This is a genomic window from Cognatundibacterium griseum, from assembly GCF_014284195.1.
GTDB classification, from domain to species: domain Bacteria; phylum Pseudomonadota; class Gammaproteobacteria; order Burkholderiales; family Burkholderiaceae_D; genus Undibacterium; species Undibacterium griseum.
The window spans coordinates 427,979-449,068 of the sequence record NZ_JACOGC010000001.1 but is presented as its reverse complement, the minus strand read 5'-3'; the positions used below and the strand labels follow the sequence as shown (position 1 = coordinate 449,068).

Genomic DNA, 21,090 nt, shown 5'->3' with positions numbered 1-21,090 from the left:
ACTGTGAAATCATTTCCCGTACATCCGGAATTGCGCCGCCCGGGGCTTGATCCGGCGACAGCGAGATCACACTATACCTGTTTTTTTCACAAACTCTTTTCCGGCAGGCTGGCCGAACGGGAGCCGGGTGCGGGTGGGTTATCTGCTGCACGGTAAGTGAATACCATGGAAAATTTCGTGTCCCCGGTCTGGTTGCGCCCAGCGGCATGAAACAGATTACTGTGGAACAACAACACATCGCCCTGCGCCAGCGGCACCGTCACTGCCTGCGCGAGCAAATCCTGGTTTTGCGGCAAATCCGTCCGCAAAAACTGGGCATCATCCAGCTGCGCTGCATCAATCACACGCCGGTGCGAACCTGGAATCACCAGCAGGCAGCCGTTTTCCACCGTTTCCTGCCGCAATGCGAGCCACGCCGACACCAGCTCGGCGCGCTGAAAATGCCAGTAACGGCTGTCGCGATGCCAGCCGGTAGCGGTGGAATAGCGGGGCTGTTTGGTCATGATGCAGTTGTGATGCGCCTGTGACAGCAGCACATGCGGCCCGAGCAGCTGTTTGAGCGGCGTCGCCAGTGCGGAACCGGTGGCCCAGGCAGCGATTGCCGGGTCGCGCGCATACGCCTGCAGCAGACGGCGTGCCGTCTGTCCGCCCTCCGCTTCGCGCGAAACCGGCGCTCCCGGATAGCGGGTATCGGCTTCGTATTCAATCGGCGCGGCATGCGCCTCCAGCTGCTGCTTTGCTAAGCAGATGAGAGATTCGCAAAATTCCGGCGTGGCGAGTTTCGGCAATACCAAAAAGCCTCCGGTATCAAACGCCTGAAGCTGGGCGGTCGTTAACATGGCAATTTCCATTTGATTTGTTCTGATGTAAAGACTGATTGTGCCACGCGAAAACAATCATTGCCGGTAACAGAATGCGGGAATTCAGGAAGCCGTCTGTATAGGCGATGCCAATTTTGACGGGGAATAGCCATTTTTAACTGCTTTTGCGGCAAAGCAGCAAATTGGTTCATAATGGCAGACAAACCTTTCCACTTACTGATCAGCCATGACACACACCGCACTTGAAAATATCAATGTCACCTCTTTTGACAACATGCCGACGCCGGAAGAACTGCATGCCCGCCTGCCGCTCAGCGACCTGGCTGGCGATGTGGTCGAACAGAGCCGCGAGACACTGCGCCGTATTCTGGAACGCAAAGACCCGCGCCTGTTCGTGGTGGTCGGCCCCTGCTCGATCCATGATCCGGTTGCCGGTCTGGATTATGCGCGCCGTCTGAAGGCATTGCAGGAAGAGGTCAAGGACGTGATGCTGCTGGTGATGCGGGTGTACTTTGAAAAACCGCGGACCACGACCGGCTGGAAAGGCTACATCAACGACCCGTATATGGATGACTCTTTCCGGGTCGATGAGGGCATGGAAAAAGCGCGCCGCTTTCTGCTGGATGTCTGCGAACTCGGTCTGCCGACGGGGACGGAAGCACTGGACCCGATCTCGCCGCAGTATCTGGGTGACCTGATTGCATGGACCGCCATCGGCGCACGCACAACAGAATCGCAGACCCACCGTGAAATGTCTTCCGGGCTGTCAACGCCGGTGGGTTTCAAAAACGGTACGGATGGCGATATCAGCATTGCGATCAACGCGATTTTATCGGCATCGCACCCGCATTCCTTCCTCGGACTGAACAGCCAGGGCCGGGTGGCGATTGTCAGAACCAGCGGTAATCAGTATGGCCACGTCGTCCTGCGCGGCGGCGGCGACCGCCCCAACTACGACACAGTCTCGGTCGCGATGGCGCAGCAAGCGCTGGTCAAGGCCAAGCTGCGGCCGAATATCGTGGTCGACTGCTCGCATGCCAACAGTTACAAAAAACCGGAACTGCAACCGCTGGTGATGGCCGATGTGGTGAATCAGATTGCCAATGGCAATACCTCGATCGTCGGCGTCATGATTGAATCGAACATCGTTGCCGGCAACCAGCCGATACCGGAAGACCTGAGTCAGCTGAAATACGGCTGCTCGGTCACGGATGCCTGTGTGGACTGGGACACCACGGCCAGCATGCTGCGCGAAGCAGCAACGCGACTCAGAACCCGTAGCGCACAATAAACTGTCTCCGCCATAAAAAAAACCGCCAGTCAGACTGGCGGTTTTTCCGGTGAAGAGAGCGGTATGTTGCTGCGTCTGTCTGCCGCAGCATACCGGCTCCCTGATCCCTTACTTCGCGGCAGCGGCAGCTGCAGCCGTTGCCTTCTTCGCCGCACCGGCAAAATCACCGGCATAGAAATGGGCAAAGCTGTCAGGCTTCACATATTTGCGAATCGCGGCATTCACATCATCCAGCGTTAATGCCGCAATTTTTGCTTCAATGGCAGCATCAAACGCCATCGTGCGGTTCAGGTACAGCTGATTGCGCAACTGCGCCGACAAGGCCGGATCCTGCGCACGGCGAATCTGCATTTCCTGCGCCAGAGACTGCTTGGAATCGGCCAGTTCCGCTGCCGTCACGCCATCCTTCACCAGCAGCGCCAGTTCTTCCTTTACACCGTTACGCAGCTTTTCCAGATTTTGCGGCGCATACATCGCATACAAAATCACTGCTGCACTCTGATCTTCAGACGGCACGCTCAACGAAGCACCGGCACCGTAACTGATGCCTTCTTTCTGGCGCAGACGGTTGAACAGACGGGATTTGATGCCGCCGCCGAGAATATTGTTAGCCACCAGCAAGGCCGGATATTCAGGAGCCTGATCGTTTAACTGGAATGGTAAAAAGCCCAGATAGAAAGCATTTGCCTTGTCCGGTGTTTCCATCAATTTCGACTGGGATTCTGCCGAGAGATTCAGATCCGGAGCGCGCTTAAACGCGGTTGCCGCATTCCAGTCGCCCAGCAATGAAGCCAGTCTGGTTTTCACGTCTGCCGCATCAAAATCGCCGACCAGACTGAATTCCGCATGATTGGCGCCATAGAAAGTTTTATAGAAATCCTTCACCGCGTCGAGCTTGGCGGCGCCGTATTCTGCGGCAGATTCATCAAACGATTTGGTATAGCGCACGTCGCCATTTTTGTAAGGTGCATTTCTCAATGCGCTCAGTGCCCGGGTTGCGACCGACTGCGGTTCATTCCGGGATGCCTCGATCGCCGCCAGATTTTCCTTCACCAGCAGATCAAATTCGCTCTGCGGGAATGCCGGCGTCCGCAACACATCGCGCAGCAGGTCGAGCACAGCCGGCAGATTGCTGCGTACTGTTTCAAAACTGACGGACAGTGTCTGTCCTTTACCCGAGATGTTGATCTTGGCTTTCAGTTCACCCAGGCGGGTATCGAGCTCCGAACGGCTGAATTTGGATGAGCCGCGCATCAGCATGTCGGCAGTCAGATCAGAAGCCGTGATTTTGCCGAACAGAGATTGCTCATCGCCCATGTGCAGGGTAATGCGGCCATTGACGGTTTCGCCACGGGTCTTTTTACTCAGCAGGGCGACTTTCGCGCCATTGGCGAGCGTCAGTTTTTCAGTCCGCTTATCAATATTCACGGTGGAAGTATCGAAGGTTTCACCGGTGCTCACGCTGGCACGGCCTTTGTACCCATCCACCAGTTTCGCCACATCCGGCGTGGCAGGAATTTCAGCACGGTCAGGATTTTCAACCGGCAGATATTGTCCGTAGCTGCGGTTATCCTGCTTCAGGTAATGCTGCGCCACGCGCTGCACATCCGCCACCGTCAGCGCCTCAATCCGGTCACGTTCGATGAAGAACAGACGCCAGTCACCCAGCGCAATCGATTCTGACATTGCCACGCACAGGCGCTGCGGATCATTAATGGTCTTTTCAATGTCGTTGAGCAAGCTGGTTTTGGCGCGCTTTAATTCCGCTTCGGTCACAGGTTCTTTCGCCAGTCCTTCGACGGTCTCAATCAGTGTCGATTTGGCCTGTTCGATTTTCTGTTCCTTGTTCAGCACCGCCAGAAACATCACATAACCTGGCTCGGCCAGCTGGAACGCCATTTCATTGACATTCACCGCCTGTTTATTTTCCACCAGTTTCTTGTACAGGCGGCCATTCGGTGATGAACCGAGAATATCGCTGAGAACAGCCACAGCAGCCGCATCGTTATGGCTGCCGGCCGCTGTCGGATACAGCACTGCTGCCAGCTGCTGGTCACCAACCCGGCGCACGGTGACTTCACGTGTGCCGTCGCGGGTGGCCTCGCGGGTCCAGGTATTGCTCAGGGTACGCGCTGGGCGGGCAACGGCACCGAATGATTTTTCGATCAGCGCCAGTGTTTTCTGCACATCAAATTTGCCTGCCACCATCAGGACCGCGTTATCCGGCTGATAGTATTTGTGATAAAACGCCTGCAAATTGTCGATCTTCACGCCCTCCACGTCGGAACGCGCGCCAATGGTGCTGTGGCCGTAATTGTGCCAGTCAAAGGTGACGGCGCTGAGCTGCTTCCACAGAACGCTGAAAGGACGGTTTTCACCGATTTCCATTTCATTGCGCACGACGGAGAATTCGGTATCCAGATCAACCCGCGCGACCTTGGAATTCACCATGCGGTCGGCTTCCATTTCCAGCGCCCATTTCAGATTGTCTTCGCTGGCGGGGAAAGTTTCAAAGTAATTAGTGCGATCGTAAAAAGTGGTGCCGTTAAACTGCATGCCGCGCTTGCTCAGTTCCTGCATGATGTTGCCGCGTGCTTTGGTGCCTTTGAATACCATATGTTCCAGCAAGTGCGCCATGCCGGTTTCGCCGTAGCTTTCATAGCGCGAACCAACCAGATAGGTCACATTCACAGTCGTCGTCGGCTTGGACGCATCCGGCGCCAGCAATACGCGCAGGCCGTTCGGCAGACGGTATTCGGTAATGCCTTCTACCGATGTATACGCAGCGGCCGGAGCAACCGCCGTTTTCGGAGCCGCGGCCAACACAGGCAGCGCGCCTGCGGCACTAAAGGCGAGCGCAAATGCAAAGCAAATGGGTTTTAATTTCATTGTGATGTCATCCAAAGTTAAACGCGTTATCAGCTGCACAAATTATGTCGGATAAATATTATCGTTTTAGTAAAAAACGAGAGCGCCAGCATAACAAATTTAGTATTTATTATGTAAATTTTTTGATGAAGCTGGGAAAACAGCGATGAAAGCGCTCAATCTGCGGACGAAATGCCAGAACTCTGTTTTTTCAGGATGAATATTGTGACTTCACTGCGACTGCCGGCGCTTATCTGGCAGCATTTTCGAGCTGATCGGCCGGTACCCGCAGCCGCTGTTCCATTTGCGTCGATAACACCATCGCCGTCGAGGTTTTACCCAGACAGCCCAGCGATTCCAGTATTTGCTGCAAATGCGCAGGGCTGCGCAAGCCCAGCCGCAGGATAGCGCAATGCTCGCCGGTGGTCGCATGCAAAGCGAGCACTTCCTGATGCTGTGCCGCCCAGGCATCGAGCGCCTTGTGCGAATCGACGATTACCTGAACGAAGACTTCAAAGCTGTAGCCGATCTTGCGCAAATCGATTACGGCGCGGTATCCGCCTATCACGCCGGCCTCTTCCATTTGCCTGACCCGTTCGGCAACAGCGGGAGCAGTCAGATGCACTTGCCGGCCAATTTCTGTCCAGCTGAGGCGCGCATTCGTTTGTAATAAAGCCAGAATTTTTCTGTTGTAGTTATCCAGTTCCAAATCCAAAGTCTGCCCCCAAAAAATCTGTTTAATCTGTGCCTGACAGCCTGTGAAGACTTTCGTTTCTGTCTGTGCCTGTACGTGCATAAACTTTAACATAGCCATCGGTTTCTCCCTGATCAACCGAGGAAAAAGATGAATCAATTACTGGAAATCCGGAACTATCAATTACTGCCCGCAAGCACCGCACGCTTTCATCAACTGATGGAGGAAGCCGCACTCCCGCTGTTGCAGGCAGCCGGAATGGAAGTGGTTTTTTACGGCCCCAGCCTGCAACAGGACGATGCGTATTGTCTGATCCGGGCGTACCGCGATGTCGGTCATTTGCAGCGCAGTCAGGCGCAGTTTTATGAAAGCGAAGCCTGGCGGAATGGTCCGCGCAACGCCATCGTCGCACTCATCGTCAGCTACCAGAACGTCGCGATTGCACGTCAGTCATTTCAAAACTAAAGGATGAACAATGAATCACTCAGACAACATTCAACCAGCGCAACAGGCTTTCGATTTTTTTATCGGCCACTGGCACATCGAGAATCAACGTCTGACCCGGCGCTTGCAAAGCGCTACTGAATGGGAACATTTTTCAGCCACACAAACCGTATGCCAGCTGCCCGGCGGAATTGGTAATTACGACGATTTTTCAGCACCAGACTGGCGTCCCGGATTTGTCGGGATGTCGCTGCGTATATTCAATCCAGTCACTGCATGCTGGAGTATTTACTGGCTGGATAATCAAAGCGGCGGGCTGGACGGCGCAGGCATACTGACGCCGCCGGTCGTCGGCCGCTTTCATCAGGGTACAGGGATCTTTGAAGGCGACGACATGCTGGACGGCAAGCCGGTACGCGTGCGCTACACCTGGTCAGACATCACCGCCGATTCAGCAAAATGGGAACAGGCAATGTCCGATGACGGCGGTGCAAACTGGGAGACCAACTGGCGTATGCAAATGCGCAGAATAAAGTAAAGCCGGCATAGCCGAATCGCACCGGCCCGTTACAGGGCCCGCAAACTGCGCATGCAGTCAGCATATGCCTGCTGAATCTCAGTTTGCGCCAGATGGCGGCCATTGCTGACCACTTGCTGTCCGCCGACATACACATCGCGCACCAGATTGTCGTTGCCCGCGAAAATCCAGCTGTTCAATACGTGCTGCACCGGCAGTCCGGCGAGATTAGGATGGGCATCATCGAGAATCACGAAGTCAGCACGATAGCCTGTTGCCAGCTGGCCGACAGCCCGTCCGCTGGCCTGCGCACCACCCTGCAGCGCCGCCTGCCACAGGAAATCGCCAACCTGCTTCTGCTGCGCGGAGGTGGCAATGTTTCGCCCCTGCAGACGCAGGCGCTGACCGTATTCCAGCCAGCGTAATTCTTCAACCGGACTGTGCGACGCATGGCTGTCGCTGCCAATGCCAAAGCGGCCACCGGCTGCCAGATAGTCTGGCAAATCGAAAAATCCGTCGCCCAGATTGCCCTCGGTGGTGGTGCAGATGCCGGCAACGGCGCTGCTGGCAGCCACGTCTCTGACTTCCTGTGGCGTCATGTGGGTCGCATGCACCAGACACCAGCGCTGATCAACCAGACCGCTGTCGAGCAGCAACTCAACCGGACGCCGGCCATGTGCCGCGATGCAGGCATCGACTTCCTTTATCTGCTCAGCGATATGCATATGCAATGGCCGGCCAGCCGGCAACGCCTGTACCAGATCGCGGATCTGCGTCAGGCTGGCAGCGCGCAGGGAATGCGGTGCGGCGCCGACTTCAAGCTGACGGCTGCGCATTGTTTCCAGTTCTTGCACCAGCAGCAGAATGTCATCAACGCCGCTAGCAAAGCGACGCTGATCGTCGCGCAGCGGCTTTTCATTGAAATCGGCGTAGCTGTACAACACCGGCAGCATCGTCATACCGATACCGGTCTGGCTGGCTGCCGCAATCACCCGCTGCGCCATTTCCGCCGGACTGGCATACATGGCACCCGCCGGATCGCGGTGCAGATAATGAAATTCACAGACGCCCGTATAACCGTGGCGCAGACATTCTGCATACAGCTGCGCGGCAATCGCCTGTATCTGCGCCGGTGTGATGTGCAAGGCATAGCGGTACATCAGGTCGCGCCAGGTCCAGAAGCTGTCCTGACTGTTTCCGGCGCTCTCCGTCATACCTGCCATGGCGCGCTGAAAGGCATGAGAGTGCAGATTCGTCATGCCCGGCAACAGCAGCGCTGCCTGTGGCTCACCGGGCAGCAACACGGCATTTTCCTCAATGTGGCTCAGGTCGCCGGCAGCGTTCCAGTGCAGCCGCACATTTTGAGTCCAGCCTTGCGGCAAATAGGCGTGCTGCGCAAATACGCGCTGATCTGAATGCTGGTGCAGATTCATGCTGAAGCTCCCGTCGCTTTGCTGGCTGTGGCATGCTGCCAGTCCAGACAGCTTTGCAGCAATTCCTTGAGCAACGGCTGCACCTGCGCAGCCAGATCCGGGCGATATGCGTACGGCGCTGTTTCATTCATATAAATGCACTGGCTCATTTCGAGCTGGATGGCATGGATATGGCGTGCAGGCTGGCCGTAATGACGCGTGATGTAGCCGCCTTTAAAACGGCCATTGAATACATGGCTGTATCTCTGCGCAACCGCTGAATGTTGCAAACAGGCTGCGAGCGTATTCTGCAGGCCGGGAGCGCAGGAATGCTGATCAGCAGTGCCAAAATTCAGGTCCGGCAATCTGCCTTCAAAAAACCGTGGCACCACCGAAGCGATCGAATGCGCATCCCACAGCACGACATGGCCGTGCATGCTCAGCAAACGCTCCAGCTCAGCCTGCAATTGCTGATGATAAGGCTGCCAGTAGGTCGCTATGCGACGTTGCACCTCAGCCTCAGAAGGCAGGCGATCTGGTGCATATAAAGGCTGTTTGCTGAAGGTATCGACCGGACACAAACCCGTCGTATCCTGCCCCGGATACAGGTTGGCATTATCCGGCGCACGGTTGAGATCAATGACATAGCGCGAATATTCCGCTGCAATCGTTGAAGCGCCAAGCGCCTGCGCCATGTTGTAGAGCACCGGCAAATGCCAGTCGGTGTCGGCTTTTTCTGCGGCTACCGACAGCATCTGCGCCGCCACTTCGGGCGCAATCGTCGTTCCCACGTGCGGCATCGAAATCAGCAGCGGGGCGCTGCCCGCCTGGAAATGGAATACGGAAGTCATGCGGTGCTCCTGTTCTGTCTCAGAGTTGTAAGGCAAGGCCAATGCGGTCTGCAGCGGCGCGGGTCATGCTGATGAAATCTGTCTGGCGCAATGCGCTGCGTTGTACCGGCGCCATCAGCGACAAGGTGGCAATAGCTTGCTCCTTGCCGGAGAAAACCGGTGCGCTCACACCCCAGACACCGAGATCGACTTCATTCTCGCTGACGGCATAGCGTTGTTGACGGATGTGCTGCAGTTCCTGTTCGAGTGTCGCACGTTCGGCGAAGGCGTTTGCATCGGGAAAATTCTGCTCCAGTATCTGCCGCTGTAGCGGCGCAGGTAAAAATGCCAGCAGGGCTTTGGCAGAAGCGCCGCGCACGACAGAGTTGGCACGCCCTTTGGCAAACGAGCAACGCAGCGCCTGCTGACTGTCCTGCATATCCAGACAAATTACCTGCCCGTGCAGATAACACAGCAAGCCAACGCTTTCGCCGGAGCGGCTGGTCAGTTGCTCAATCTCGCTGCGCGCAGCCTGCATCAGCCAGGAATGCTGATCGAAACCATGCGCGAGCTGAACAGCCAGTGGTCCCGGCTCATACAAGCCGCTGTGCGCATGTTCCTGTACCCAGCCCCATTTTTTTAAGGCCTGCAGATGGCGGTAAACGGTGCTGACCGGCAATGCGGTCTGCTGCGCCAGCTCCCGCGCCGACATGGCCTGTCCCTGACGGGCAATGCAGGCCAGCAGCTGCAAAACCCGTTCGCTGGTGGCATTTAATCTGGCGCTGTCGGTCGTCATCGGAACCTTTCACTGAATGTTGCCGATGCTAGCACTCCGGAATGAAATCTCAAGCAAAAATTCTCACTCAATGAGAATTTATTTCAAATTAATCTTGGAAAACGATAAACCAAGGCTACTCCGAAGCCCAATATCCATGCGGTTTTTTTAAGGGGAGATACGCAGCCTAGCTTTTGCTGTATGCCGTGTTCTGACAATTTCTGACTTCCTGCGCCGGAAAGCCGGCTTTGATCAGATCAAATTTGGCCTTTTCGTCGGCGCTCAGTGCGCGTAGCTGGTAGGCGAATTTGCTGGTGGTCACGGTTCGCGGCATGATGCGCGCTGTACGCACGCCTTTGTTATTCAGATTGGCGAGATGCTGTTTCGCTGCTTCTTCGGTTTTGAATACCCCGAGTGAAATGCCCCAGTGCAAAGGTCCCTGTTCCTGAATCACGAAAAAATCGGTCACACCAATGCGGCGCAGCTCGCTCACCTTTTTATCGGCACCGTCTTTACTTCCCTGCGAAGGGATAAACACCATGTGGCTGGCAGATTCATTCACATTCAAACGCGACTGGCGATCGCCGAGCGCGAGTGTTTTGAGTTTTTCCTCGATCTTGGGCGCGTCGTTCTGCAGGAAATTTCCGATTTCCAGACAGGCGGTAATTTCTGCTTTGACTTCCGGAACCGGTTCGACTCTGGACTGCGCAGCGCTGGCGGAAATCTGCAACAGCTGATCTGCGTGATGCTGCATTTTCAGACGTTCCGGCTCATGGGATTCCAGCGACCAGTTACCCAGCCAGCCCACATTCAATGCGAGCAGCAAGGCATTCAACACCAGCAGACTCCAGAAGAAAAATCGCAGCATGATCAAGTCAGATAAGAAATCAGTCCGGTCTGGATTGTGCCACGACCAGCAAGCCCGTCAAGACCAGATTCGGAATATGTTGATGCCTCACTGTCAGATGCGGGACCAGATAGGGCGCTGCACCGCCGGAAATCAGGCACAACACCGGCTTTCCCGTCTGCCGCGTCCACGACTCACAGGCCAGGGTAATCGCGCCGGTCTGGGCATGGATGCAACCGCTGACAATCGCTTCATCGGTATTGTCTGCAAATATCTGCGCCATGCCGGTATGTCCGGCGACTTGCGGCAGTTGCGCCGTGTTTCTGGCCAGCGAGCCGGCCATCAGTTGCAGGCCGGGCAGGATCATGCCGCCACTGAACGTACCGGCGGCACTCACAGCATCGACCGTGGTAGCGGTGCCGCAGGTGGCGACGATCAGATCCTGCTGAGGAAAGAGCGCATGCGCGCCAATAGCGGAAACAAAACGGTCCACCCCTAGTTGGGCTGGCTGCCGGTAAGCGTTGCGCAGGCCGGCAAGTTCCGCCTGCGAAGTCAGCCAGTGACAGCTGGCTTGCGGAAAAACCCTGGCGCACAACTGTTCCAGCCGGGCGCGGACAGCCGGACCTGCGACGTTGGAAATCCAGATATCCTGCACCGCATCTGCCTGCCAGTCTGTTTCCAGCGCAGGCAGCTCCGGATGCGGGACAGAGTCCATGCGGCGCCAGGTCATGCCGGTTTCAGGCTGCATGCTGCGGTCTGCCATCGCCCATTTGATGCGGGTATTTCCGGCATCAATCAGCAACAGCGTACCGGCCTGCTGCGCATGACTGGGCCCGGTGCTGTGTGCGGTTGTCGGTGTGCTGGTGTGTTGCATAGTTTTTCCGTGTTCAGTCAGCCGGACGCAATGAGACATCCCCGGCCAGTATACTGACCTGCCCCTGTTCCGTCTGTAATAACAGGCAACCCGTCGTATCAACGCACAGCGCGATACCCTGCCGGACGACCTGACCCTGATCCAGAATCAGCACCGCCTGGCCGGCATACGCATGCAGCGCGTTCCAGCGTTGCAGGAAGCCGCTAAATCCTTCCCGCTCAAATTGATCCAGCCCGCGCGCCAGCGCATTCAACAGCATCGCTGCCAGCTGATTTCTGTCCATTCTCGCCAGCCAGGGCGCGTCCGCTACCGTGCGTCCCAGCTCGGATTCCAGCGTATCGGGAATCAGCAGATTCAATCCTATGCCGACCACAATCCAGCTGCCCTGCTCCGGCTGCGCGGCGCTTTCAATCAGAATCCCGGCCAGTTTATTGCCATTGCGCAGCACATCGTTCGGCCATTTCAGGCGGACATTCACATCCAGGCTGTTGAGCACCTCGGCAATCATCACCCCCACAGCCAGCGGCAATCCCATTAACTGGTGACTGGCCTGCTTCATCGGCCATGCCAGTGAAAACATCAGCATGCCATCCGGCACCGAACTCCAGCTGCGGCCAGCGCGCCCGCGGCCCGCGGTCTGATGCAACGCGATCCGCATGACTGCGCGTTCCAGACCCGGTAGCCGGTTCATCAGGTCGGTATTGGTGGAACCCGTGGTCTCAACGACTTCCACTTCGGCCAGCATACCGAAGGCATCACGCCGTTGCCGGATTGCATCGGCCGCCAGCGTGCTGTGGTGCCGTGACTGTCTGTCCGCTGCCGCAGCGGTGCTTGATTCATTCTGCATGTGTGTTGTTTGATGGTTCGGAAAATAGCTGTCCCGGTTGCTCAGAAAGCAGATAAAAAAACGGCACCGTAGACATTGCTGCGGTGCCGTTCTGATACTGACTGGCAGATCAGGCGTCGCTGTCTGTCAGGTTGTTTGCGACCTCAGGAGCCGGTGCAAAAGTGACTTTCTCTGCATCCAGCAAAGCCTGACGTTCATCGGCTTCCCAGGTTTCTTTCATCTTGCGTGCGCGGTGGAACGCCAGACCGGTACCGGCAGGAATCAGGCGACCAACAATCACGTTTTCTTTCAGACCGCGCAGGCCGTCTTTCTTGCCCATGATCGCTGCTTCTGTCAGAACCCGTGTGGTTTCCTGGAACGACGCCGCGGAGATGAAGGAGTCGGTCGACAACGATGCCTTGGTAATACCCAGCAGGATATTTTCATAAGTTGCCGGAATACCGCCAGCAGCAATCACGCGATCGTTTTCATCCAGCAGTTCAGAACGTTCGACCTGCTCACCGGTGATGTAGTTGGCATCACCCGGATTGACGACGACGACACGGCGCAGCATCTGACGCACGATCACTTCAATGTGCTTGTCATTGATCTTCACACCCTGCAAGCGGTACACGTCCTGCACTTCGTCAACGATGTAGCGGGCCAGCGCTTCGATACCCAAGAGGCGCAGGATGTCTTGCGGATCGGCCGGGCCGTCCACAATCATTTCACCCTTGTTGACCACCTGACCGTCATGCACCAGCACCTGCTTGTCTTTGGCAATCAGGAATTCGTGCTTTTCACCGTCCATGTCGGTGATTTCCAGACGTTGCTTACCTTTGGTTTCCTTACCGAACGCCACTGTACCGGTTACCTCTGCCAGCATACCGGCATCTTTCGGGGAACGGGCTTCGAACAGTTCGGCAACGCGCGGCAGACCACCGGTAATATCACGGGTTTTCTGCGATTCGGTCGGGATACGCGCCAGCACTTCACCAACGGTCACGTGCTGACCGTCTTTCACGGTAATCAGCGCGCCAACCTGGAAACCGATCGTCACAGCGTGTTCGGTACCGGCGATTTTGACTTCTTCGCCGTTTTCATTCAGCAGCTTGACCTGCGGACGTACCGACTTGCCTGCTGCGCCACGACGCTTAGGATCGATCGCCACCAGCGTGGACAAACCGGTCACTTCGTCAACCTGCTTCGCAACGGTCACGCCTTCCTCGACATTCTCGAACTTCACCGTACCGGTGTATTCGGTAATGATAGGACGGGTCAGCGGATCCCATGTCGCCAGTGCAGTACCGGCTCTGATGACCATGCCGTCTTTGACGATCAGTGTCGCACCGTAAGGCACTTTATGACGCTCGCGCTCACGTCCGTGGTCGTCAGTGATCAGCACTTCGCCGGAACGGGAAATGACGATCTGATCGCCTTTGCCGTTCGTGACATAACGCATCGTCGCAGTGAAACGGATCGTACCGTTGGATTTCGCTTCCACGGAAGAGGCCACTGCTGCACGGGACGCCGCACCACCGATGTGGAAGGTACGCATTGTCAGCTGTGTACCCGGTTCACCGATGGACTGCGCAGCAATCACACCGACTGCCTCACCGGCATTGACCAGATTGCCGCGGCCCAGATCGCGGCCATAGCACATCGCGCACAGACCATAACGGGTGTCGCAGGTCAGCGGTGTGCGGACTTTGACTTCGTCGATGCCCAGCGCTTCGATACGCTCTACAGCCACTTCATCCAGCAGGCTGCCTGCGGCGTACAGGGTTTCCTGTGTTTCCGGATTCACGATATCGTTGGCAGAAACACGGCCCAGAATCAGATCGCGCAAAGGTACGTTAACTTCACCGCCTTCAACGATCGCCTTCATCGAAGAACCGTTCGATGTACCGCAATCGTCTTCCACCACCACCAGATCCTGCGTCACGTCGACCAGACGGCGTGTCAGGTAACCGGAGTTCGCTGTCTTCAGCGCCGTATCGGCCAGACCTTTACGCGCACCGTGTGTGGAAATGAAGTACTGCAGAACGTTCAGACCTTCGCGGAAGTTCGCGGTAATCGGTGTTTCGATAATCGAACCATCCGGTTTCGCCATCAGACCACGCATACCGGCCAGCTGACGGATCTGTGCAGCAGAACCACGCGCACCGGAGTCAGCCATCATGTAAATCGCATTGAAAGACTCTTGCGTGCCGACGGTGCCGTCGCGCTTGGTGACAGGTTCAACTTTGAGCTGTTCCATCATCGCCTTGCCGACTTCATCACCGGTCTTGCCCCAGATATCGACCACTTTGTTGTAGCGTTCGCCCGCAGTCACCAGACCGGAAGCGTATTGCTGTTCGATCTGCTTGACTTCATGCTCTGCTGCAGCCAGCAAGGTCACTTTTTGCGGTGGTACCAGCATATCGTCGATACAGATCGAGATACCGGCACGTGTCGCGAGGCGGAAACCCATCTGCATCAGCTGATCGGCAAATACCACTGTCGCACGCAGACCGCACTTACGGAAAGAAGTATCGATCAGGCGGGAAATTTCTTTTTTCTTCAACGGACGGTTCAGAACGCTGAATGGCAAGCCCTTTGGCAGGATTTCAGACAGAATCGCACGACCGACTGTGGTTTCGTAACGCTTGATCGTCTTGGTGAATTCGCCGGTTGCCGCATCTTTCGGGTACTCGGTGATACGCACGGTGATACGGGTGCTGAGTTCGACTTCCTTGTTGTCCCAGGCGCGGATCGCTTCGGAGACATCCGGGAACATCATACCTTCGCCCTTGCCGTTGATTTTTTCACGGGAAGCGTAGTACAGACCCAGAACGATATCCTGAGAAGGAACGATCGATGGTTCGCCGTTGGACGGGAACAGAATATTGTTAGACGCCAGCATCAGTGTGCGTGCTTCCATCTGCGCTTCGATCGACAGAGGAACGTGCACCGCCATCTGGTCACCGTCGAAGTCGGCGTTGAACGCCGCGCAGACGAGCGGATGCAGCTGGATCGCTTTGCCTTCGATCAGCACTGGCTCAAACGCCTGGATACCCAGACGGTGCAGCGTAGGCGCACGGTTCAGCATGATAGGATGTTCGCGAATGACTTCTTCAAGAATATCCCAGACGACCGGTTCCTGAATCTCGACCAGTTTCTTCGCAGCCTTGATCGTGGTCGCCAGACCCATCAATTCCAGTTTATTGAAAATGAACGGTTTGAACAGTTCCAGCGCCATCAGTTTCGGCAGACCGCACTGATGCAGTTTCAGCTGCGGACCGACCACGATAACGGAACGACCAGAGTAGTCGACGCGCTTACCCAGCAAGTTCTGACGGAAACGGCCGCCCTTGCCTTTGATCATTTCAGCCAGCGATTTCAGCGGACGCTTGTTCGCGCCAGTCATCGCTTTACCGCGACGGCCGTTATCGAGCAGGGAATCAACCGCTTCCTGCAGCATGCGTTTTTCGTTGCGGGTGATGATTTCCGGAGCGCGCAATTCCATCAGGCGCTTCAGACGGTTGTTACGGTTAATGACGCGGCGGTACAGATCGTTCAGATCGGAGGTCGCAAAACGGCCACCATCCAGCGGTACCAGCGGACGCAGTTCAGGCGGCAGCACCGGCAGCACTTCCATGATCATCCAGTCCGGCTTGATGCCGGAACGCTGGAACGCTTCCAGCACTTTCAGACGCTTCGCGTACTTCTTGATCTTGGCTTCGGATTTGGATTCTTTCAGCTCGGTGCGCAGGGTTTCCGCATCACGGTCGATATCGATGGAACGCAGCAGTTCACGGATACCTTCCGCACCCATGAATGCGGTGAATTCGTCACCGTATTCTTCGTATTTGGCAGCGTAGTCGTCTTCCGACATGATCTGGCATTTTTTCAGCGGCGTCATGCCGGGATCGGTCACAACATATGCTTCAAAATACAGCACGCGCTCGATATCGCGCAGTGTCATGTCCAGCACCATACCCAGACGGGATGGCAGGGATTTCAGGAACCAGATATGCGCTGTCGGGGAAGCCAGTTCAATATGGCCCATGCGCTCACGGCGTACTTTAGCCAGAGTCACTTCAACGCCGCACTTTTCGCAAATGACACCACGGTGTTTCAGACGCTTGTACTTACCGCACAGGCATTCGTAATCTTTGATCGGTCCAAAAATCTTGGCGCAGAACAGGCCATCGCGTTCTGGCTTAAAGGTACGGTAGTTGATGGTTTCCGGCTTTTTGACTTCGCCGTAGGACCAGGAGCGGATTTTTTCCGGAGACGCCAGACCAATTTTGATCGCGTCGAATTGTTCGTTTGGCTGGACTTGCTTGAATAGATCGAGCAGGGCTTTCATGTATATCACTCCAGTGAAGCGTGCGAATTTACTTTGAAATTCACGCTAGTTGGCTGAATAGTGCTGCAACAGAAGCAATTTCGTCATCTGACCCTGTTCGCATCGACGGGAGAGCCGGAATCCCTTGCTGGGACTGGTTCCATCAGATACCGGGAACGAATTCACTTCCAAACTGCTGGCTGACTGAATGACCATCGCCCGGATCTCGTCCGGGCGGCGGCGGTAGTACACATACTGCAAATTACTAATTTTTTTCCATCTGCTGCAAAGCAGTTTCCAGCGAGCCGGAAGCGCTTTGCAGTGATCCGGATTAATCGCGCTCGAGATCGATATCGATACCGAGAGAGCGAATTTCCTTGACCAGAACGTTGAACGACTCTGGCATACCTGCATCAATCACGTGATCGCCCTTGACCAGGTTTTCATACACTTTGGTACGGCCATTCACGTCATCGGACTTGACGGTCAGCATCTCTTGCAAGACGTAAGACGCGCCGTAAGCTTCCAGTGCCCAAACCTCCATCTCACCGAAACGCTGGCCACCGAACTGGGCTTTACCGCCCAATGGCTGCTGCGTGACCAGAGAGTATGGTCCGGTCGAGCGGGCATGCATTTTATCATCAACCAGATGGTGCAGTTTCAGCATATGCATGTAGCCAAGAGTCACTTTGCGCTCGAACGCTTCACCAGTCCGGCCATCGTACAGGGTAACCTGATTTTTGGATGGCGTCATGCCAAGCTGCTCTGCAATATGGTCAGGGAAAGCCAGATCCAGCATGCGGCGGATTTCAGATTCATGCGCACCGTCAAACACCGGTGTCGCAAACGGCACACCGTTTTTCAGGTTATTCGTCAGTTCCAAAATTTCTGCATCGCTGAAACCGTCGATATCTTCCTTCTTGCCGGATTCGTTATAAATCTTTTTCAGGAATTCGCGCAGCTCTTCTACCTTAGCCTTAGCTTTCAGCATTTCGCCGATACGCAGACCCAGACCTTTTGCCGCCCAGCCCAGATGCACTTCCAGAACCTGACCCACGTTCATACGGGACGGAACACCCAGTGGGTTCAGCACGATGTCTGCCGGCGTACCATCCGCCATGTACGGCATATCTTCAATCGGCACGATACGGGAAACCACACCCTTGTTACCGTGACGACCCGCCATCTTGTCACCAGGCTGCAGGCGACGTTTGACCGCGAGGTACACCTTGACCATTTTCTGTACGCCTGGCGGCAATTCGTCGCCCTGGGTCAGCTTGGTGCGTTTTTCTTCGAACGCCAGATCGAACTGATGGCGTTTTTCGGCGATGGAATCTTTCATCGCAACCAGTGCATTCGCCGCATCGTCGGATGCCAGGCGGATATCGAACCAGTGATACTTATCGATGCTGGCCAGATATTCCTTAGTGATCTTGCTGCCTTTTGCCAGCTTGGCCGGACCGCCGTCAGCGATCTTACCGTCCAGCATACGCTCCAGACGCTCGAACGCATCGCCTTCCACGATACGCAGCTGGTCGTTCAGATCCAGGCGGTAGCGTTTCAGTTCGTCGTCGATAATCTGCTGAGCACGTTTGTCGCGCTGGATGCCTTCGCGGGTGAACACCTGAACGTCGATAACGGTGCCGACCATGCCGGATGGCACGCGCAGGGATGTATCTTTAACATCGGACGCTTTTTCACCGAAGATGGCGCGCAGCAGTTTTTCTTCCGGTGTCAGCTGAGTTTCGCCTTTTGGTGTGACTTTACCAACCAGTGTGTCGCCAGCGGTCACTTCTGCACCGATGTAGACGATACCGGATTCATCCAGACGGGCTAACTGATTTTCCGCCAGGTTGGAGATATCACGTGTGATTTCTTCCGCACCCAGTTTGGTGTCACGTGCCACAACGGACAACTCTTCGATATGAATCGATGTGTAGCGGTCGTCAGCGACGACTTTTTCGGAGATCAGAATCGAATCTTCGAAGTTATAACCGTTCCACGGCATGAACGCGACCAGCATGTTCTGACCCAGAGCCAGTTCGCCCATGTCAGTCGATGCGCCGTCGGCCAGTACGTCACCTTTGGCAACCACGTCGCCGACTTTGACGATAGGACGCTGGTTGATGTTGGTGTTCTGGTTGGAACGGGTGTACTTGATCAGGTTGTAGATATCAACACCGACTTCGCCTGCCTGTGCTTCCGCGTCATTCACGCGAATCACGATACGGCCCGCATCGATGTAATCAACTTTACCGCCGCGCAGCGCCTGCACTGTGGTGCCGGAGTCGACTGCCACAGTACGTTCGATGCCGGTACCGACGAAAGCTTTTTCAGGACGCAGGCAAGGAACAGCCTGACGTTGCATGTTGGCACCCATCAGCGCACGGTTCGCATCATCGTGTTCGAGGAACGGGATCAGCGATGCGGCAACAGAAACCACCTGACCGGTCGCCACGTCCATGTACTGAATGCGCTCCGGCGATACCAGGATGGTTTCGCCAGCTTCACGGGCGGACACCAGTTCGTCGACCAGCGTGCCAGTGCCGTCAATGGTCGCATTCGCCTGAGCGATGATGTAGCGGCCTTCTTCGATCGCAGACAGATAATCGATCTGGTTAGTGATTTTGCTGTCAACCACTTTGCGGTAAGGCGTTTCGAGGAAGCCGTATTCGTTCAGACGCGCGTACAGCGCCAGCGAGTTGATCAGACCGATGTTCGGACCTTCCGGTGTTTCGATCGGGCAAACGCGGCCGTAGTGGGTTGGATGCACGTCGCGGACTTCAAAGCCGGCGCGCTCGCGGGTCAGACCACCAGGTCCCAGTGCGGAAATACGACGCTTGTGCGTGATTTCGGACAGCGGGTTAGTCTGATCCATAAACTGCGACAACTGGGAGGAGCCGAAGAATTCACGGATCGCTGCAGAAATCGGTTTGGAGTTAATCAGGTCATGCGGCATCAGGTTATCGGCTTCGGCCTGACCCAAACGCTCTTTGACGGCACGTTCGACACGCACCAGACCGGCACGGAACTGGTTCTCAGCCAGTTCACCGACGCAGCGTACGCGACGGTTACCCAGGTGATCGATATCGTCGACTTCGCCGCGGCCATTGCGCAGCTCAACCAGAATCTTGATCACGGCGAGGATGTCTTCATTAGACAAAGTCATGGCGCCGGTCAGCTCGTCGCGGCCGATACGGCGGTTGAACTTCATACGGCCAACAGCCGACAGGTCGTAACGCTCTTCGCTGTAGAACAAGCCATTGAACAGCGCTTCAACAGAATCTTCTGTCGGCGGTTCGCCAGGGCGCATCATGCGGTAGATCGCCACGCGTGCTGCCATCTGGTCAGCGGTGTCATCGGTACGCAAAGTCTGGGAGATGTAGGCACCCTGGTCCAGATCGTTGGTATACAAGGTCTGAATATCAGTGACGCGTGCATCGCGCAGACGACCCAGTAATTCTTCTGTCAACTCGTCGTTGGCATTCGCAATCACTTCGCCAGTATCGGCGTCGATGATGTTTTTCGCCAGCACGCGGCCGATCAGATAATCTTCTGGAACCGAAATATGCTTGATACCGCCGGCATCGATTTCGCGGACATGTTTCGCGTTGATACGCTTGTCTTTGGCGACAATCACTTTACCGGACTTATCGGTAATGTCGAAACGCGCCACTTCACCACGCAGACGCTCGGAAACAAATTCCATTTCAGCGCCATCGTTATGCAGCGTGAAATTATCGAAAACGAAGAAATTAGCCAGAATCTGCTCATTGGTCATGCCAATTGCACGCAGCAGAATCGTGACCGGCATCTTACGACGGCGGTCAATACGGAAGAACAGGATATCTTTCGGATCGAATTCAAAATCCAGCCATGAACCACGGTAAGGAATAATCCGTGCCGAGAACAGCAATTTACCGGAAGAATGCGTCTTGCCACGGTCATGTTCAAAGAACACGCCCGGCGAACGGTGCAACTGGGACACAATCACACGCTCGGTACCATTGATCACAAACGAGCCGGTAGTGGTCATCAGAGGCAATTCGCCCATGTAGACTTCCTGCTCTTTCATTTCCTTCACGACCGGTTTGGTCGGCGACTCTTTATCCAGAATCACCAGACGCACCTTCGCGCGTAGCGGAGACGCATAAGTCAGTCCGCGCAACTGACATTCCTTGACGTCAAAAGCGGGATCGCCTAATACATAGGATAAAAACTCAAGACGAGCAAACCCATTGTGCGAAACAATAGGAAAAATCGAAGTGAAGGCAGATTGCAAGCCCTCATTTTTGCGGTTTGCAGCAGTTCTGTCTTCTTGTAAAAAACTTTGATACGACTCGATTTGAGTCGCCAATAAGAACGGAACGTTGTGGACGTTGGCGCGCTTCGCAAAAGATTTACGAATACGCTTCTTCTCAGTAAATGAGTAGTGCATGGACACTCCGTGAGTGACAGGGAAGGAAGGAGAATTCAGGATTCCTGACGCACATTACAAACACCTTGCGACAAAAAGCCTCAAGTCTCAACCCTCAGCCTTAATAAACAACTAAACAAC

14 protein-coding genes are annotated in these 21,090 nt (G+C 55.5%); 3 read left to right on the top strand and 11 right to left on the bottom strand.

Annotated elements, in window-relative coordinates; all coding sequences use genetic code 11:
* Positions 1-86: 86 nt before the first annotated feature.
* Positions 87-839 (bottom strand): phytanoyl-CoA dioxygenase family protein, encoded by a 753-nt coding sequence (locus H8K27_RS01920; RefSeq protein WP_186861540.1) that lies wholly within the window; start codon positions 837-839, stop codon positions 87-89.
* A 208-nt stretch (positions 840-1,047) separates the two neighbouring features.
* Between H8K27_RS01920 and H8K27_RS01915 the strand changes: the two genes are divergently transcribed.
* Positions 1,048-2,112: a 3-deoxy-7-phosphoheptulonate synthase gene (locus H8K27_RS01915; protein ID WP_186861539.1), complete on the top strand. Its 1,065-nt coding sequence runs from the start codon at positions 1,048-1,050 to the stop codon at positions 2,110-2,112.
* 108 nt (positions 2,113-2,220) lie between these two features.
* Here H8K27_RS01915 and H8K27_RS01910 read toward each other — a convergent pair whose 3' ends face one another.
* Complete coding sequence (locus tag H8K27_RS01910) at positions 2,221-5,001, bottom strand: M16 family metallopeptidase (protein WP_186861538.1); 2,781 nt, start codon at positions 4,999-5,001, stop codon at positions 2,221-2,223.
* Positions 5,002-5,230: 229 nt separating this feature from the next.
* Complete coding sequence (locus H8K27_RS01905; protein WP_222610564.1) at positions 5,231-5,794, bottom strand: Lrp/AsnC family transcriptional regulator; 564 nt, start codon at positions 5,792-5,794, stop codon at positions 5,231-5,233.
* A 30-nt stretch (positions 5,795-5,824) separates the two neighbouring features.
* On the opposite strand from H8K27_RS01905, the gene H8K27_RS01900 reads away from it, so the two are divergent.
* Together H8K27_RS01900 and H8K27_RS01895 are read left to right on the top strand one after the other, a co-directional pair.
* Entirely contained in the window at positions 5,825-6,139 is a 315-nt protein-coding gene (locus tag H8K27_RS01900; protein WP_186861537.1) for an NIPSNAP family protein, read from the top strand.
* A 10-nt stretch (positions 6,140-6,149) separates the two neighbouring features.
* A complete protein-coding gene (locus H8K27_RS01895) occupies positions 6,150-6,656 on the top strand; it encodes a hypothetical protein (protein ID WP_186861536.1) in 507 nt (168 codons plus the stop codon).
* Between the two features lie 29 nt (positions 6,657-6,685).
* On the opposite strand, the gene H8K27_RS01890 is transcribed toward H8K27_RS01895, so the two are convergent.
* From H8K27_RS01890 to rpoB, 8 genes are all read right to left on the bottom strand, one after another.
* Positions 6,686-8,068: a formimidoylglutamate deiminase gene (locus tag H8K27_RS01890; protein ID WP_186861535.1), complete on the bottom strand. Its 1,383-nt coding sequence runs from the start codon at positions 8,066-8,068 to the stop codon at positions 6,686-6,688.
* Positions 8,065-8,898 (bottom strand): N-formylglutamate deformylase, encoded by an 834-nt coding sequence (gene hutG / locus H8K27_RS01885; RefSeq protein WP_186861534.1) that lies wholly within the window; start codon positions 8,896-8,898, stop codon positions 8,065-8,067. The genes H8K27_RS01890 and hutG overlap by 4 nt, the downstream gene beginning before the upstream one ends.
* Before the next feature lie 19 nt (positions 8,899-8,917).
* Positions 8,918-9,673 carry an IclR family transcriptional regulator gene (locus H8K27_RS01880; RefSeq protein ID WP_186861533.1) on the bottom strand — a complete coding sequence of 252 codons (756 nt, stop codon included), beginning with the start codon at positions 9,671-9,673 and terminating at the stop codon, positions 8,918-8,920.
* Positions 9,674-9,839: 166 nt separating this feature from the next.
* A complete protein-coding gene (locus H8K27_RS01875; RefSeq protein WP_186861532.1) occupies positions 9,840-10,520 on the bottom strand; it encodes an SPOR domain-containing protein in 681 nt (226 codons plus the stop codon).
* A gap of 19 nt (positions 10,521-10,539) precedes the next feature.
* Positions 10,540-11,373: a type III pantothenate kinase gene (locus H8K27_RS01870; RefSeq protein WP_186861531.1), complete on the bottom strand. Its 834-nt coding sequence runs from the start codon at positions 11,371-11,373 to the stop codon at positions 10,540-10,542.
* Positions 11,374-11,386: 13 nt separating this feature from the next.
* Positions 11,387-12,220 carry a biotin--[acetyl-CoA-carboxylase] ligase gene (locus H8K27_RS01865; RefSeq protein ID WP_230418816.1) on the bottom strand — a complete coding sequence of 278 codons (834 nt, stop codon included), beginning with the start codon at positions 12,218-12,220 and terminating at the stop codon, positions 11,387-11,389.
* Between the two features lie 109 nt (positions 12,221-12,329).
* Positions 12,330-16,553, bottom strand: a complete 4,224-nt coding sequence (gene rpoC, locus H8K27_RS01860; protein WP_186861530.1) for a DNA-directed RNA polymerase subunit beta' — start codon at positions 16,551-16,553, stop codon at positions 12,330-12,332.
* A gap of 310 nt (positions 16,554-16,863) precedes the next feature.
* Positions 16,864-20,970: a DNA-directed RNA polymerase subunit beta gene (gene rpoB, locus H8K27_RS01855; RefSeq protein ID WP_176804714.1), complete on the bottom strand. Its 4,107-nt coding sequence runs from the start codon at positions 20,968-20,970 to the stop codon at positions 16,864-16,866.
* Positions 20,971-21,090: the final 120 nt, after the last annotated feature.